This window comes from Streptomyces griseorubiginosus (assembly GCF_001514195.1).
GTDB classification, from domain to species: Bacteria; Actinomycetota; Actinomycetes; order Streptomycetales; family Streptomycetaceae; genus Streptomyces; species Streptomyces griseorubiginosus.
Genome location: NZ_KQ948734.1, coordinates 1240258 through 1254756 on the forward strand (window position 1 = coordinate 1240258; position 14499 = coordinate 1254756).

The window sequence follows — 14499 nt, forward strand, 5'->3', positions numbered from 1 at the left end:
CGCACCGGGCAATTCCCCGGCGCCGCTCCCTCCACCGCCTGCGGCCGTCGGGACGGCCGTCCGCAATGGACTTGTGAGGACTCACGTGAGCTCGAAACCTGTCGTACTCATCGCTGAAGAGCTGTCGCCCGCGACCGTGGACGCGCTTGGTCCGGACTTCGAGATCCGGCACTGCAACGGAGCGGACCGAGCCGAACTGCTCCCGGCCATCGCCGACGTCGACGCGATCCTGATCCGCTCCGCCACCAAGGTGGACGCCGAGGCCATCGCCGCCGCGCACAAGCTGAAGGTCGTCGCACGAGCCGGCGTCGGCCTGGACAACGTCGACGTCTCCGCCGCCACCAAGGCCGGCGTGATGGTCGTCAACGCGCCCACCTCGAACATCGTGACCGCCGCCGAGCTCGCCTGCGGTCTCCTCGTCGCCACCGCCCGCCACATCCCGCAGGCCAACGCCGCGCTGAAGAACGGCGAGTGGAAGCGCAGCAAGTACACGGGTGTCGAGCTGGCCGAGAAGACCCTCGGTGTCGTCGGCCTCGGCCGCATCGGCGCGCTGGTCGCCCAGCGCATGTCCGGCTTCGGCATGAAGGTCGTCGCCTACGACCCCTACATCCAGCCCGCCCGCGCCGCCCAGATGGGCGTCAAGGTGCTGTCGCTGGACGAGCTGCTCGAGGTCTCCGACTTCATCACCGTCCACCTGCCCAAGACCCCCGAGACGGTCGGCCTCATCGGTGACGAGGCGCTGCGCAAGGTCAAGCCGAGCGTGCGGATCGTCAACGCGGCCCGTGGCGGAATCGTCGACGAGGAGGCGCTGTACTCCGCCCTCAAGGAGGGCCGGGTCGCCGGTGCCGGTCTCGACGTGTACGCGAAGGAGCCCTGCACGGACTCCCCGCTGTTCGAGTTCGACCAGGTCGTCGCCACCCCGCACCTCGGTGCCTCCACCGACGAGGCGCAGGAGAAGGCCGGTATCGCCGTGGCCCGCTCCGTGCGCCTCGCCCTCGCCGGTGAGCTGGTGCCGGACGCGGTCAACGTCCAGGGCGGTGTCATCGCCGAGGACGTCAAGCCGGGTCTGCCGCTCGCCGAGCGCCTCGGCCGCATCTTCACCGCGCTCGCGGGCGAGGTCGCGGTCCGCCTCGACGTCGAGGTGTACGGCGAGATCACCCAGCACGACGTGAAGGTGCTGGAGCTGTCTGCTCTGAAGGGCGTCTTCGAGGACGTCGTCGACGAGACGGTGTCGTACGTCAACGCCCCGCTGTTCGCGCAGGAGCGCGGTGTCGAGGTGCGGCTGACGACCAGCTCGGAGTCGGCCGACCACCGCAACGTCGTCACCGTGCGCGGCACGCTCGGCAGCGGCGAGGAGGTGTCGGTCTCCGGCACGCTCGCCGGTCCCAAGCACCTCCAGAAGATCGTCGCGGTCGGCGAGTACGACGTGGACCTCGCGCTCGCCGACCACATGGTGGTGCTGCGGTACGAGGACCGTCCCGGTGTCGTCGGTACGGTCGGGCGGATCTTCGGCGAGGCGGGGATCAACATCGCCGGCATGCAGGTCTCGCGGGCGGTCGCCGGTGGCGAGGCGCTGGCGGTGCTGACGGTGGACGACACGGTGCCCGCCGGGGTGCTGACCGAGGTCGCCGAGGAGATCGGGGCGACGTCCGCGCGTGCGGTGAACCTGGTCTGACATCTGTTTCACACGCCGGACGGGCTGAGGGAACTCGGCTCGTCCGGCGTTTTGCTGTGCACCGGAATCCGTCGCAGCGTCATCGCCGCCAGTCCCGCCGCCCCCACCAGCAGGACCGCGCCCGCGATCGCCGCCCCCTGCATCCCGTGGGTGAAGGCCTCCCTCGCCGCCGTCGCCAGACCCGGGACCCGGTCCGCGACGGACAGCGCCCCGCCCAGCGTCTCGCGGGCCGTGTCCGGGGCCGAGGCCGGAATGTCGTGGCGGTAGATCGCCGTACCGATCGAGCCGAGGACCGCCATCCCGAGGGCGCCGCCGAACTCGCCGGCGGTCTCCATCAGGGAGGATGCCGAGCCCGCCCGTTCCACCGGGGCGCTGCTCAGGGCGAGGTCCGTGATCTGCGAGATGACCACGACGATCCCGCAGGCCAGGACACCGCAGGCGACCAGGACCAGCCAGAGGGAGTCGGTGCCCACGAAGGCCAGCAGTGCGTAGCCGAGCGCGCCGATCAGGAAGCCGGCGGTGACGACGTAGGCCCGGTTGACGCCCTTCTGGACGAGCGCGGTCGCCGTCGGGGCCGCAGCGCCGATCGGTACCGAGGGCAGCAGGGCCCACAGGGCCGCGTCCAGGGCGCTCTTGCCGAGCACCGACTGGAGGTACTGCGTGGTGAAGTACGCCGAGCCCATCATGGCGAACGAGCCGATCAGGTTGAGCACGACGGAGGGCGCGAAGCCGTGGCCGCGGAACAGTGCCGGGTCGATCATCGGTGAGGCCGTGGTGCGCTGGCGGTGCACGAAGAGGGTCGCGAAGAGCAGGCCGACGGTGATCGAGACGACGTATCCGACGTGCCAGCCCTCGGAGGGGATCTCCTTGAGGCCGTAGACGACGGGCAGGACGGCGGCCATGGACAGCGGGACGCTCCACCAGTCGAAGCGGCCGGGTGCGGGGTCCTTGGACTCGGGCAGCAGGATCGGGCCGAGGACCAGCAGCAGGGCCATCGCGGGCAGGTTGACCAGGAAGACCGAGCCCCACCAGAAGTACTGGACCAGCAGTCCGCTCATCACCGAGCCGAGCGCGATGCCCGCGGTCATCACTCCGGACCACAGGCCGATCGCCTTCGCGCGCTGTCCCGGGTCGGTGAACATCGTGCGGATCAGGGCCATCGTCGAGGGCATCAGGGTCGCGCCGCCGATGCCGAGGACCGCGCGGGCGGCGATCAGCATCTCGGCGCTGTGCGCGTACGCGGCCGCCAGGGAGGCCGCGCTGAAGGCGAACGCGCCGATCAGCAGCAGCTTGCGGCGGCCGATGCGGTCGCCCAGGGAGCCCATGGTCATCAGCAGGCCGGCCAGGACGAACGCGTAGATGTCGAAGATCCACAGTTGCTGGGTGCCGCTGGGCTCCAGGTCGGCGCTGATCGCGGGGACGGCGAAGTAGAGGACGGAGACGTCCATCGAGACCAGGAGCAGCGGCAGCATCAGGACGACGAGTGCGGTCCATTCGCGGCGTCCGGCCAGAGGGCCGGTGGGAGTCGGGTTCGTCATGCCGAGGACTATACGAGCGTCTTAAACGCTTGTCTATGACACTTGTATAAATCGCTTGTCTAGATAGGGTGGGCGCATGGGACACCGTGAGGATCTGCTCGAAGGCGCGAAGCGCTGTCTGCTGGAGAAGGGGTTCCTGCGGACGACCGCGCGGGACATCGTCAAGGAGTCAGGGACGAACCTGGCGTCCATCGGCTACCACTACGGCTCGAAGGACGCGCTTCTGGTGCAGGCCTACGTCTCGCTCGTCGAGGCGACCGGTGACCGCTTCGACCCCAGCCGGGCAGGGCGGGAGGCCATGGCCACGGCCCCCGGATCGCTGGAGCGCTTCCAGGAGGTGTGGACCCACATCGTCGAGGCGGTCGGCGAGTCCCGGGCGATCTGGATGCTGAGCTTCGAACTGATCATCCAGGGCGACCGGATGCCGGAGGTGCGCCGGATGCTCGTCGAGGCGGAGGAACAGGGCCGCTCGGGTCTGCTCCCGCTCTTCAATGGCGTACCGGAGGAACAGCAGGGCAAGGACGCCGTCGACACCGAGGGCCGCTTCTACCAGACCCTCCTCCAGGGGCTCATGGTCCAGTGGCTCTTCAACCCGGAGACGGCAACGAACGCCACCCAGCTCACGGAGGGCCTGCGCCGGGTGATCGAGGGCACGACGAGGAGCTGACACCGGCGGTCGCGGTCGGCGCGCCGACGCCCTCGTGCCGGCTCAGGTGCCGGTCGCTCTCCGGATGGCGGACGCGGTGTCCGGTGCGGTGAAGGTGGGCCGACAGCGGGTCTCCGTCCAGGGCCGGCCGCCCGAGACCCATGCGCTGCGGGCCCCGACGCCCCGCGCCCCTCCGACATCGGCGAGGGCGGAGTCGCCGATCATCCAGGAGCCGTCGAGCGGGGCTCCGGCGAGGGCCGCCGCCAGGTGGAAGATCTCCGGCTCGGGCTTGCGGTGGCCGGCATCCTCGGAGATCACCCAGCCGTGGACGAGCCGGTCGAGACCCGTGTTGCGGATCTTCGCCTCCTGCTGGACGGTCCGCCCGTTGGTCACGATCACGCAGGACCAGCCGGCGGCGAGTACCTCGACGAGCGCCTCGCGAACCGGGTCCTCGAGCGTGGTCCGGTCGGCCGCGCCCCGGTCGAGGAAGTCCCGGGAGTCGAGGCCGCCGTACCGTGCGGACAGCGCGCTCGCGACCTCGGGCCGCGGGGTGAGACCGCTGCCGTCGAGAGCCGTGATCCAGTCCAAGTCCGCTTCGGGGAGGTCGTGTTCGGCGAGGAACGCGGTCGCGGCCGCGCGGAAGGCGGCGTCCCGGTCGACGAGGGTGTTGTCGAGGTCGATCATCAGCAGGGGCACATCGGTCTCCCGTCCGTTCCCGTCGACAGGACTCCGGCCGGGTCTAGAGTCTCGCCGCCTTGAGGGCCATGTGCAGGAGCAGGCGGTGTTCGCCGTCGTCCAGGTCCAGGCCGGTGAGCTGTTCCACGCGGGAGAGGCGGTAGTAGAGGGTCTGGCGGTGGATGCCCAGCTCGGACGCGGTGCGGGCGGCCTGGCCCGCGCAGTCGAGGTAGATCTCGGCCGTGCGGGCGAGTTCGCGGTGGGCGGGGGAGAGGAGGGGGCGTACGGCGGGGTCCTGGGCCGTCTCCGGGGGCAGGGACGTGAGGAGACGGTACGGGCCGATCCGCGACCACTCCGCCACCGGTCCGAACCCCGGCTCCGCCAGCGCGGCCCGGGCCGCGGCCGACGCCTCCTGCCAGGCGGCGGCGAGCTCGGCGAGGGCCACACGGGGGGAGGCGATGCCGGCGGCGACGGTGAGGGGGGCGGCCGCCGTGGCCGGGGTGCCGCGCGTGCCAGGGGTGCGGGGCGTGCCTGGGGTGCCGGGCGTACCTGGAGTGCCGGGCGTGCCTGGGGTGCCTTGCGTGACCGGGGTGCCGGGCGTGCCTGTGGTGCCTTGCGTGCCTCGGATGCCGTGTGTGCCCGAGGTGCCTTGCGTGCCTGGAGTGCCGTGCGTGCCCGAGGTGCGATGCGTGACCGGGGTGCCCTGCGTGCCCGGGGTGCCCTGCGTGCCTGTGGTGCCGTGTGTGCCTGAAGTGCCCTGCGTGCCTGGGTGTGCGCCCGGAGTGCCGTGCGTGCCCAGGGTGCGTTGCGTGCCCGTGTCGGCCCCGCCTCCCTCCACCCCCCGTGCCCGCTCCAGCAGTCGGGTCGCCGCCGAGGTCGCCGGGGTCAGGGTGTCCGTCGCGCGCAGGCGGATCAGGGCCGCGAGCCACTGGGCCGTGGGACCCCACGGAACCGTGCAGAGGGCCGTCGCGTGCGGGACCGTACGGGCGGACGGGGCGTCGTCCGGGTCGGCGGACGGCCAGGGCGCGACGCACACGACGGCGTACGGGCCGTCGCCCCGGGGACCCAGTGCGGTGCGCAGGGCGGCCACCGCCATGTCGGCCTGCCAGCCGCGCTCGGCGGTCAGCACGGCCCGCAGCTCCCGGCTGAGGTCGGCCCCGTGCTGCGCCTCGTCCGCGAGCAGAGCCCCGATCCGGGCCGCCACCCGCATGGCCGCGTCCAGCTGCGGGTCGGTCGGGCCGGGGGTACCGGGTTCGGAGTCCAGGAGCCAGACGTAACCGAGGACGACCCCCCGGTGCCGTACCGGAAGGCAGATCCGGCCGCGGTACACGCCCGCCTCCGGAGTCGGCGGGATCCGGACCGGGGCGGTCGCCCGCGTGATGCCGAAGCCCTCGAACCACGTCCGGACCGCGGCCGTGGAACGGCGGGTCAGGATCGAGCGGGTGCGGACCGGGTCCAGCGCCGACGGATCGAGCTCGCCCTCGCTGTCGTACGCACCGAAGGCGATCAGCTCGAAGTCCCGGTTCTCCAGCGTCGCCGGAACGCCCAGGAGCTCCGAGATCTCGTCGACCAGTTCCTGGTAGTCGCCTCGGGAATCCGTCGTCATCCGGGCATTCTCCCCCACGGAACCGGCCGCTTCATACATCTGTCTGAGATCGGTGGCACGGATGCGTGACAGCTGTCGATGGCCGACGATCGGAGGGATCCTTAGGTTTCACGGTGGTTCTATCTGCTGGTTTGTGGAGGTGCCCCGTGCTGGGTCCCGTGATTCTTGCCGCGTCGCGCAGCGACCGGATGCGACGCCTGATCTCGGCGGCCCCGGTGACCAAGCAGGTCGTCGACCGCTTCATCCCGGGTGAGAGCGTCGACGACGTGGTGCCGATCATCGAGGAGCTCACCGGCCGCGGCCTGGAGCTGACGATGGACGTCGTCGGCGAGGACATCACCACCCCCGAGCAGGCGGGCGCGGCCCGGGACGCCTACCTCGCGCTGGTCGACCGGCTGCGCGACCTCGGGCTCGGCGAGCGGGTGGAGATGTCCGTCAAGCTGTCGATGTTCGGCCAGGCCCTCGAAGGCGGCCACGAGCTGGCGCTCGCCAACGTCCGGCCGGTCGTCGAGGCCGCCGCCGCGATCGGTACGACGGTCACGCTCGACGCCGAGGACCACACCACCCTCGACTCGATGTTCGCCATCCACGAGGAACTGCGGAAGGACTTCCCGCAGACCGGCTGTGTCATCCAGGCCTACCTCTTCCGCACCGAGGCCGACGCCCGCCGTCTCGCCGCCGCCGGCAGCCGGGTGCGGCTGGTGAAGGGTGCCTACAAGGAGCCCGCCGAGGTCGCCTACCAGCAGAAGCACGAGATCGACAAGGCGTACGTCCGGGTCCTGCGCATCCTCATGGAGGGCGAGGGCTACCCGATGGTCGGCTCCCACGACCCGCGCCTGATCTCCATCGCCCAGGAACTCGCCCGCCAGACCGGCCGCAAGCCGGACGAGTACGAGTTCCAGATGCTGTACGGGATCAGGAGCGACGAGCACCTGCGGCTCGCCGCCGAAGGTCACCGCATGCGCGTCTACACGGCCTACGGCACGGACTGGTACGGCTACTTCATGAGGCGGCTCGCGGAGAAGCCGGCGAACCTGCGCTTCTTCGTCCGCAGCATGGTCTCGCGAGGCTGACAGGCCTCGTCCCCCGCAGCTTGGTCAGCAAGGGCTGATCCCGAACACCCGCTCAAGCACAAGGAGTTACGGAACCCATGGACGCTGTGACCCAGGTCCCCACCCCCGTCAACGAGCCGGTGCACGGCTATGCCCCCGGTTCGCCCGAGCGGGCCCGGCTGGAGGCCAAGCTCAGGGAACTGGCCGAGAACCCGGTCGACCTGCCGATGACCATCGGCGGCGAGAAGCGGATGGGCGGCGGTGAGCGCTTCGACGTCGTGCAGCCGCACAACCACAAGGCCCGCCTCGGCACCTACGCCAACGCCACCCAGCAGGACGCTCAGGACGCCATCGACGCGGCCCTGGCCGCCGCGCCCGCCTGGCGCGCGATGTCCTTCGACGACCGCGCCGCGATCATCCTGCGCGCGGCCGAACTCCTCGCCGGCCCCTGGCGCGAGACCCTGGCTGCCTCCACCATGCTCGGCCAGTCCAAGACCGCCCAGCAGGCCGAGATCGACACGCCCTGCGAGCTGGTCGACTTCTGGCGCTTCAACGTCAAGTACGCCCGTGACCTGCTCGCCGAGCAGCCCCCGGCCAACGCCCCCGGTGTCTGGAACCGCCTCGACCACCGCCCGCTCGAAGGCTTCGTCTACGCGATCACGCCGTTCAACTTCACGGCGATCGCGGGCAACCTGCCCACCGCGCCCGCGCTCATGGGCAACGTGGTGGTCTGGAAGCCGTCCCCCACGCAGACCCACGCCGCCGTGCTGCTGATGCAGCTCCTGGAGGAGGCGGGCCTGCCCAAGGGCGTCATCAACCTCGTCACCGGCGACGGCATCGAGGTCTCCAAGGTCGCCCTGGAGCACCGGGACCTCGCCGGCATCCACTTCACCGGCTCCACCAAGACCTTCCAGTACCTGTGGAAGACGGTCGGCAACAACATCGAGAAGTACCGCTCCTACCCGCGCCTGGTCGGTGAGACCGGCGGCAAGGACTTCGTCGTCGCCCACCCGAGCGCCGACCGCGCGATCCTGAAGACGGCGCTCACCCGCGGTGCCTTCGAGTACCAGGGCCAGAAGTGCAGCGCCACCTCCCGGGCCTACATCCCGGCGTCGATCTGGAACAGCGGTTTCCGCGAGGAGTTTGCCGCCGAGGTCGACGGCATCACCATGGGTGACGTCACCGACCTCTCCAACTTCATCGGCGCCGTCATCGACGAGCGTGCCTTCGCCAAGAACAAGGCCGCGATCGACCGCGCCCAGGCGGACCCGACCTGCACGATCGTGGCGGGCGGTTCCTACGACGACTCGGTGGGCTGGTTCGTCCGTCCGACCGTCGTGGAGTGCACCGACCCGGAGAACGAGGTCTTCACCACCGAGTACTTCGGTCCCTTCCTCGCGGTGCACGTCTACGAGGACGAGCGGTACGAGGAGATGCTGACCCAGATGGAGTCGGCGTCCGACTACGCCCTGACCGGCTCGGTCATCGCGGGGGACCGCGCGGCCGCCGCGTACACGATGGAGAAGCTGCGGTACGCGGCCGGCAACTTCTACATCAACGACAAGTCGACCGGCGCCGTCGTCGGCCAGCAGCCCTTCGGCGGCGGCCGTGCCTCCGGCACCAACGACAAGGCCGGCGCGCCGCAGAACCTCCAGCGCTGGACGCTGACCCGCGCCATCAAGGAGACGCTGGTCCCGCCGACCGAGTACGGCTACCCGCACATGGGCTGACGTCCCGTCAGTCACCCTGAGGGGCCGGGCTGTTGCCCGGCCCCTTCGTGTGTGCACAATGCGGGCATGACCGTGATCACCGAGGACGGCGTACGACTGTGGGCAGCCCGCTCGGGTGTCCCCGGCTCAACCGACCCGCTGGTGCTGTGCCATGGCGGACCAGGGCTGTGGGACATGTTCGAGGACGTGGCCGCGATGTTCGAGGACCGGACCACGGTGATCCGCTGGGACCAGCGCGGCTGCGGCCGCTCCGAGCGGTGCGACGGCCCCTGGACCACCGAGCGGTTCGTCGCCGACCTGGACGCCGTACGCCGGCACTTCGGCCTGGACCGGACGGCCCTGCTCGGCCACTCCTGGGGCGCGCAGCTGGCGTTGAGCTACACCCTGGCCCACCCGGAGAGGGTGAGCACGCTGGTCTACGTGAGCGGGAACGGGATCGGCCCGGTGTCCGACTGGCACGCCGCCTACAAGGCGAACCTCGCGTCCCGCCTGGACGGGCAGGAGCCCCCTGAGGGCGAGCGCGAGCAGGTGGTCCTCCAGTGGTCGGCCGACTTCGCGGACCGTGAGCGGGCCCTGGAGCGGGCCCGGCGGATGGCCGACCCCTGGTTCGAGATCAACTACGCGTGCAACAGCGCCCTGACCACCGAGAGCAGGCGGGCCTGGGGCACCCCTGAACTCCGGGCGGCCTGCCGGGACCTGGACGTGCCCGTCCTGATCGTCGACGGCGCCGAGGACATCCGTCCGCGCTCGGCGGTGGACTCCCTCGCGGAGGCGCTGCCGCGCGTACGGCGGACGGTGCTGCCGGGCACCGGGCATGTGCCGTGGGCGGAGTCCCCGGACGCCTTCCGGGAGGCCGTGACGGGGGCGTTGACGGCAGGGCCCTGAAGGGGCGCCGCCCCGGGATCTTCCTTCGGCGAAAGCGCAGGTCAGCGCGGGGTGATCCACTTCACCGTCTCAGATAGTAGGAAGTCCGAGTAATTGTGGAGACAGACAGGCCCGCCTCCCTTAGCTTTGTAGGAGCCGAACGTCTCGCTCGATCAAGCGAATGGCGGTCGTGAGCCGGGCCCGATGCAGGCAACCCCTGCGGCCAGTGCTCCCCGCCCCTTCCGGCGTCTCGTAATCCCCTTCCCAGGTACTTCGAAGGAGTCGATTTCTCATGGCCGAGACGACCGCCCGCCGTCGAGTCCGTCACATCTCCCGTACGAGCGATTCCGACCGCAAGAACGCCGCCGCGGCGCTCCAGCGCGCCCTCGACCGCCGGGACAACGGCGGCTCGACCGGCCACTGACACCTGTAGCCGGCGCCGCAGCGCCGGCGCCGGCTAGGACCGACCCAAGCCGGGAGCCGCACCCGCACGAGGTGTGGCGCGGGCCGTGCTCACGCCCCGCGCCGCACCTCGGAAATGGTCCACGCGCAAGGCCGTGCTCACGCCCCGCGCCGCACCTCGGAAATGGTCCACGCGCAAGGCCGTGCTCACGCCCCGCGCCGCACCTCGAAGTGGTCCACCCGCTTGCCGTCCTGCGCGAGCGCCGACACCGTCAGGCTCGGCCGCGCCCCGCTGCGCGCCTCCACGGAGAGCAGCGAGAACCCCCGGTAGCGCACCCGCGACCACTCCACGGTCTCCTTGTGGGCCTGCCTCGACCTGGTCCAGTGGAAGGTCTCCACCGACTCGTGGTCGTGCACCCGCCCCTCGTAGCTCTCCTGCACGCCCGGAGGGAAGCCGTACAGATCCCGGCCGCCGCCGCCCGCGGTCACGTGGACGATGCCGTCCCGCGTCGGGTCCGTGGCCCCGCCGACCGGCACCTTGCGGCCGACCTCCCCGCCGCGGATGGCGTCGGTCCGCTCGTACACATGGTTGTGCCCGTTGATCACCAGATCGACCTGGTGCTTCTCGAACAGCGGCAGCCACAGCGCCCGTACCCCGCCGTCGGAGGCGTGCGAGGACGTCGAGTACGCGCAGTGGTGGAAGAAGACGACCACGAAGTCGATCCCCTTGGCCGCCCGCAGCTCACCGAGCCGCCGGTCCAGCCAGGCCGTCTGCTTCCCGTCCGTGTGACCGAGGTTGGCCTGGATCTCGTACGACACGTCGTTCGCGTCCAGTGCCACGAAGCCGACGTTGCCGTACGCGAAGGAGTAGACGCCCGGCGCCGAGCGCGGGTCGAAGCCGCTGTCCGGGAGGGTCCAGCGGGCGAGCTGGCCGCCGTAGCCGTCGGGCGAGTACCAGGCCTCCATGTCGTGGTTGCCGGTCGTCACCATCCACGGCACGCTCCGCGCGACCCCCTCGTTCTGCTTGAGGAACAGGTCCCAGAACCCGGGGTCGTAGCCGTCCGAGGTGAGGCCCTGGCCGTTGGCGTCGGCGTAGCAGAGGTCGCCGGCGTGGAGGTGGAAGGCGGGCTTCCGGCGCAGCAGCAGGTTGTCGTTGGCGGCCGCGGCCGTGCCGACGCCCTGGTCGCCGAAGGCCGTGAACACGAAGCTCTCCGGGCTCGTCGGGGCCGTACGGAAGCTGCTGAGGGTGGCGCGGTGTCCGGCGTCCGCCGGGTCGAAGCCCTCGTGGCCGACGCCGTAGTAGTACGTGGTGCCGGGGCGCAGTCCGTCCAGGGCCGCGTGCAGGTAGTACTGGTCGAGGGCGAGACGGACGCCGCTCTGCCCCGGGGTGTGCAGGTCGCGCAGCTCGGCCTCGATCTTCCGGCTCAGGTCGTCGGGGCGCAGGCCGATGCGGACGTACGGCTTGCGGACCGCGAGCGGGACCTGCCACGAGACCCGCATCTGTGTCCTCGGATCGGCGCCGAAGGCGAGGTGGCGGCCGAAGGGGGTGATGGCGGAACCGTGCACCGAGGGGGTGGCTCTGCCCGCGGCGGCCGTTCCCCTGGTGGCCTTCCCCTCGGCGGAACAGCCGGTCAGCAGGCCGCCCGCCACCGCGCCCGCGGTGACCAGCGTGCGCCGCCGGGTCAGCTTCGTCCGCAGGTACTCGTGCTGCTCGGCCATGCTCATCCGGCGCGCGAGCTGGGGCGGAATGCCGAAGTCGGGAAGGTCCATGGCGGTGAAGTTCCCAGCCGAGCCCAACGGCCCTCACACCTAGGGGTGAACGCCAGGAGAAGGGCTGACGCCCGGCCTTCCTGCACTGTCCGTATCGCGGACAGGCCGTGTCATCCCATGGGACGAGGAGTAGGGTTCCCGCATGTCTCGCAGCATCAATCTCGCAGTGATTCCCGGTGACGGCATCGGCCAGGAGGTCGTGGCCGAAGGTCTGAAGGTCCTCTCCGCCGTCCTTCCGCAGGATGTGAAGCTGGAGACCAAGGACTTCGACTTCGGCGCCCAGCGCTACCACGCCACCGGTGAGACCCTCACCGACGCCGACCTCGACGCGCTGAAGAAGCACGACGCGATCCTGCTCGGCGCCATCGGCGACCCGTCCGTCCCCTCCGGTGTGCTGGAGCGCGGCTTCCTGCTCAAGCTCCGCTTCGCCTTCGACCACCACGTGAACCTGCGTCCGTCGAAGCTGCTCCCGGGTGTCGACACGCCCCTCAAGGGCGAGCCGGCCATCGACTTCGTCGTCGTCCGCGAGGGCACCGAGGGCCCCTACACCGGCAACGGCGGCACCATCCGCAAGGGCACCGAGCACGAGGTCGCCACCGAGGTCTCCGTGAACACGGCCTTCGGTGTCGAGCGGGTGGTCCGGGACGCCTTCGCCCGCGCCCAGGCCCGTCCGCGCAAGAAGATCACGCTGGTCCACAAGAACAACGTGCTGACCTTCGCCGGACACCTGTGGACGAACGTCTTCAACAAGGTGGCCGAGGAGTTCCCCGAGGTCACCACCGACTACATCCACGTCGACGCGGCGACCATCTACCTGGTCACCGACCCCGGGCGCTTCGACGTGATCGTCACCGACAACCTCTTCGGCGACATCATCACCGACCTCGCCGCGGCCGTCTCCGGCGGCATCGGCGTCGCCGCCTCCGGGAACATCAACCCGAGCGGCGAGTTCCCGTCCATGTTCGAGCCCGTGCACGGCTCGGCCCCGGACATCGCGGGCCAGGGCAAGGCCGACCCCACCGCCACCGTCCTGTCCGTCGCCCTGCTCCTGCGCCACCTCGGCTTCGAGGCCGAGGCCGCCCGGATCGACGAGGCGGTCTCCGCCGACCTCGCCGAGCGCTCCGGCAAGCCGGCCCGCTCCACGTCGGAGATCGGTGACGCGCTGGCCGTACGAGTAGCCGGCTGACCGGGCGGACCACTCGAAACCATTCGAAGCCGCCGGGTCACCCGCACCCGGCGGCTTTCGCATGTCCCCCGCCGGGTGCCACCATCATCCCCCGGGTCGCATTTCACGCCGTTTCTTCCCTGGCTCCCCGCTTGCGATAATCGAACGAGGAGCCGCGGAATGAGGGAATGCTCGGACGTCCTAGCACTGGTCACTGACAGTAAAAGGGCGTGAGCGCGGCCCGTCACTACCCAACCGGTGAAGGACAACCACTCATGACGACGCCCACGATCGAGCTCAAGCCCTCGGCCTCGCCACTTTCCGACGCGGAGCGCGAGGCGATCCTGGCCAACCCCGGGTTCGGCCGCCACTTCACCGACCACATGGTGACGATCAAGTGGACCGAGGGCCGTGGCTGGCACGACGCCCAGCTCGTCCCGTACGCGCCGATCTCCCTCGACCCGGCCACCATGGTCCTGCACTACGCGCAGGAGATCTTCGAGGGGCTCAAGGCCTACCGCCAGCCCGACGGGACCGTCGCCACCTTCCGGCCGGAGAAGAACGCCGAGCGCTTCCAGCGGTCCGCGCACCGGCTCGGCATGCCGGAGCTGCCCGTCGAGACCTTCATCGAGGCCTGTGACGTGCTGGTCCAGCAGGACGAGGCCTGGGTCCCGGCGCACGGCGGCGAGGAGTCCCTCTACCTGCGCCCCTTCATGATCGCCACCGAGGTCGGCCTGGGCGTCAAGCCGGCCAACGAGTACCTCTTCCTGGTCATCGCCTCGCCGGCCGGCGCCTACTTCCCCGGCGGCGTCAAGCCGGTCTCGATCTGGCTCTCCGAGGACCGCGTCCGCGCCGTCCCGGGCGGCATGGGCGACGCCAAGACCGGCGGCAACTACGCCGCGTCCCTCCTCGCCCAGGCCGAGGCCGCCACCAAGGGCTGCGACCAGGTCTGCTACCTGGACGCGGTCGAGCACACCTGGGTCGAGGAGCTCGGCGGCATGAACCTGTACTTCGTGTACGGGGACCGGATCGTCACCCCCACCCTCACCGGCTCGATCCTGGAGGGCGTCACCCGTGACTCCCTGCTGGCCGTCGCCCGCGACCTCGGCTACACCTCCGAGGAGGGCCGGGTCTCCGTCGACCAGTGGCAGCGCGACTCCGAGAACGGCACCCTGACCGAGGTCTTCGCCTGCGGTACGGCGGCTGTGATCACCCCGGTCGGCACGGTCAAGCGCGCGAGCGCCGAGTGGCAGCAGTCCGGCGGTGAGCCCGGCGAGGTCACCCTGCGGCTGCGCCGGGCCCTGCTGGACATCCAGCGCGGCACGGCCGAGGACAAGCACGGCTGGATGCACAAGCTGGGCTGAGCCCCGAGCGCG

General features: G+C 70.7%; 12 protein-coding genes. 8 read left to right on the forward strand and 4 right to left on the reverse strand.

Annotated elements, in window-relative coordinates; genetic code table 11:
- The first annotated feature begins 85 nt into the window (after positions 1 to 85).
- Positions 86 to 1675 (forward strand): phosphoglycerate dehydrogenase, encoded by a 1590-nt coding sequence (serA, locus tag AQJ54_RS05560; protein ID WP_062026805.1) that lies wholly within the window; start codon positions 86 to 88, stop codon positions 1673 to 1675.
- 8 nt (positions 1676 to 1683) lie between these two features.
- Here the strand turns inward: serA and AQJ54_RS05565 are convergent, their stop codons facing one another.
- On the reverse strand, positions 1684 to 3213 hold the full coding sequence (locus AQJ54_RS05565; RefSeq protein WP_062234418.1) for an MFS transporter: 1530 nt from the start codon (positions 3211 to 3213) through the stop codon (positions 1684 to 1686).
- 76 nt (positions 3214 to 3289) lie between these two features.
- On the opposite strand from AQJ54_RS05565, the gene AQJ54_RS05570 reads away from it, so the two are divergent.
- A complete protein-coding gene (locus AQJ54_RS05570; protein WP_062234421.1) occupies positions 3290 to 3880 on the forward strand; it encodes a TetR/AcrR family transcriptional regulator in 591 nt (196 codons plus the stop codon).
- 42 nt (positions 3881 to 3922) lie between these two features.
- Here the strand turns inward: AQJ54_RS05570 and AQJ54_RS05575 are convergent, their stop codons facing one another.
- Positions 3923 to 4555 carry an HAD family hydrolase gene (locus AQJ54_RS05575; RefSeq protein WP_062234425.1) on the reverse strand — a complete coding sequence of 211 codons (633 nt, stop codon included), beginning with the start codon at positions 4553 to 4555 and terminating at the stop codon, positions 3923 to 3925.
- A 43-nt stretch (positions 4556 to 4598) separates the two neighbouring features.
- Positions 4599 to 6140 carry a PucR family transcriptional regulator gene (locus AQJ54_RS05580; protein ID WP_062234428.1) on the reverse strand — a complete coding sequence of 514 codons (1542 nt, stop codon included), beginning with the start codon at positions 6138 to 6140 and terminating at the stop codon, positions 4599 to 4601.
- A gap of 146 nt (positions 6141 to 6286) precedes the next feature.
- Between AQJ54_RS05580 and AQJ54_RS05585 the strand changes: the two genes are divergently transcribed.
- The 4 genes from AQJ54_RS05585 to AQJ54_RS47380 all read left to right on the forward strand — a co-directional run bounded on the left by AQJ54_RS05585 (position 6287) and on the right by AQJ54_RS47380 (position 10210).
- The gene (locus tag AQJ54_RS05585; RefSeq protein ID WP_062234429.1) at positions 6287 to 7213 is read left to right on the forward strand and encodes a proline dehydrogenase family protein; all 927 of its coding nucleotides are present in this window, start codon (positions 6287 to 6289) and stop codon (positions 7211 to 7213) included.
- A 77-nt stretch (positions 7214 to 7290) separates the two neighbouring features.
- Entirely contained in the window at positions 7291 to 8922 is a 1632-nt protein-coding gene (gene pruA, locus AQJ54_RS05590) for an L-glutamate gamma-semialdehyde dehydrogenase (RefSeq protein ID WP_062026799.1), read from the forward strand.
- A gap of 66 nt (positions 8923 to 8988) precedes the next feature.
- The gene (locus AQJ54_RS05595; protein ID WP_062234431.1) at positions 8989 to 9807 is read left to right on the forward strand and encodes an alpha/beta fold hydrolase; all 819 of its coding nucleotides are present in this window, start codon (positions 8989 to 8991) and stop codon (positions 9805 to 9807) included.
- Between the two features lie 271 nt (positions 9808 to 10078).
- The gene (locus AQJ54_RS47380) at positions 10079 to 10210 is read left to right on the forward strand and encodes a hypothetical protein (RefSeq protein WP_020138683.1); all 132 of its coding nucleotides are present in this window, start codon (positions 10079 to 10081) and stop codon (positions 10208 to 10210) included.
- Between the two features lie 185 nt (positions 10211 to 10395).
- Here the strand turns inward: AQJ54_RS47380 and AQJ54_RS05600 are convergent, their stop codons facing one another.
- Entirely contained in the window at positions 10396 to 11958 is a 1563-nt protein-coding gene (locus AQJ54_RS05600) for a purple acid phosphatase family protein (RefSeq protein ID WP_062234433.1), read from the reverse strand.
- A 142-nt stretch (positions 11959 to 12100) separates the two neighbouring features.
- Between AQJ54_RS05600 and AQJ54_RS05605 the strand changes: the two genes are divergently transcribed.
- Together AQJ54_RS05605 and AQJ54_RS05610 are read left to right on the forward strand one after the other, a co-directional pair.
- Positions 12101 to 13144 (forward strand): 3-isopropylmalate dehydrogenase, encoded by a 1044-nt coding sequence (locus tag AQJ54_RS05605; RefSeq protein ID WP_062026796.1) that lies wholly within the window; start codon positions 12101 to 12103, stop codon positions 13142 to 13144.
- Between the two features lie 254 nt (positions 13145 to 13398).
- A complete protein-coding gene (locus AQJ54_RS05610) occupies positions 13399 to 14487 on the forward strand; it encodes a branched-chain amino acid aminotransferase (RefSeq protein WP_062026795.1) in 1089 nt (362 codons plus the stop codon).
- Positions 14488 to 14499: the final 12 nt, after the last annotated feature.

Bases quoted from the DNA above. Each gene is read 5' to 3' on its own strand.
- AQJ54_RS05565 (WP_062234418.1), bottom strand. From the start codon at position 3,213: ATGACGAACCCGACTCCCACCGGCCCTCTGGCCGGACGCCGCGAATGG.
- AQJ54_RS05570 (WP_062234421.1), top strand. From the start codon at position 3,290: ATGGGACACCGTGAGGATCTGCTCGAAGGCGCGAAGCGCTGTCTGCTG.
- AQJ54_RS05580 (WP_062234428.1), bottom strand. From the start codon at position 6,140: ATGACGACGGATTCCCGAGGCGACTACCAGGAACTGGTCGACGAGATC.
- pruA (WP_062026799.1), top strand. From the start codon at position 7,291: ATGGACGCTGTGACCCAGGTCCCCACCCCCGTCAACGAGCCGGTGCAC.
- AQJ54_RS05595 (WP_062234431.1), top strand. From the start codon at position 8,989: ATGACCGTGATCACCGAGGACGGCGTACGACTGTGGGCAGCCCGCTCG.
- AQJ54_RS47380 (WP_020138683.1), top strand. From the start codon at position 10,079: ATGGCCGAGACGACCGCCCGCCGTCGAGTCCGTCACATCTCCCGTACG.
- AQJ54_RS05600 (WP_062234433.1), bottom strand. From the start codon at position 11,958: ATGGACCTTCCCGACTTCGGCATTCCGCCCCAGCTCGCGCGCCGGATG.
- AQJ54_RS05605 (WP_062026796.1), top strand. From the start codon at position 12,101: ATGTCTCGCAGCATCAATCTCGCAGTGATTCCCGGTGACGGCATCGGC.
- AQJ54_RS05610 (WP_062026795.1), top strand. From the start codon at position 13,399: ATGACGACGCCCACGATCGAGCTCAAGCCCTCGGCCTCGCCACTTTCC.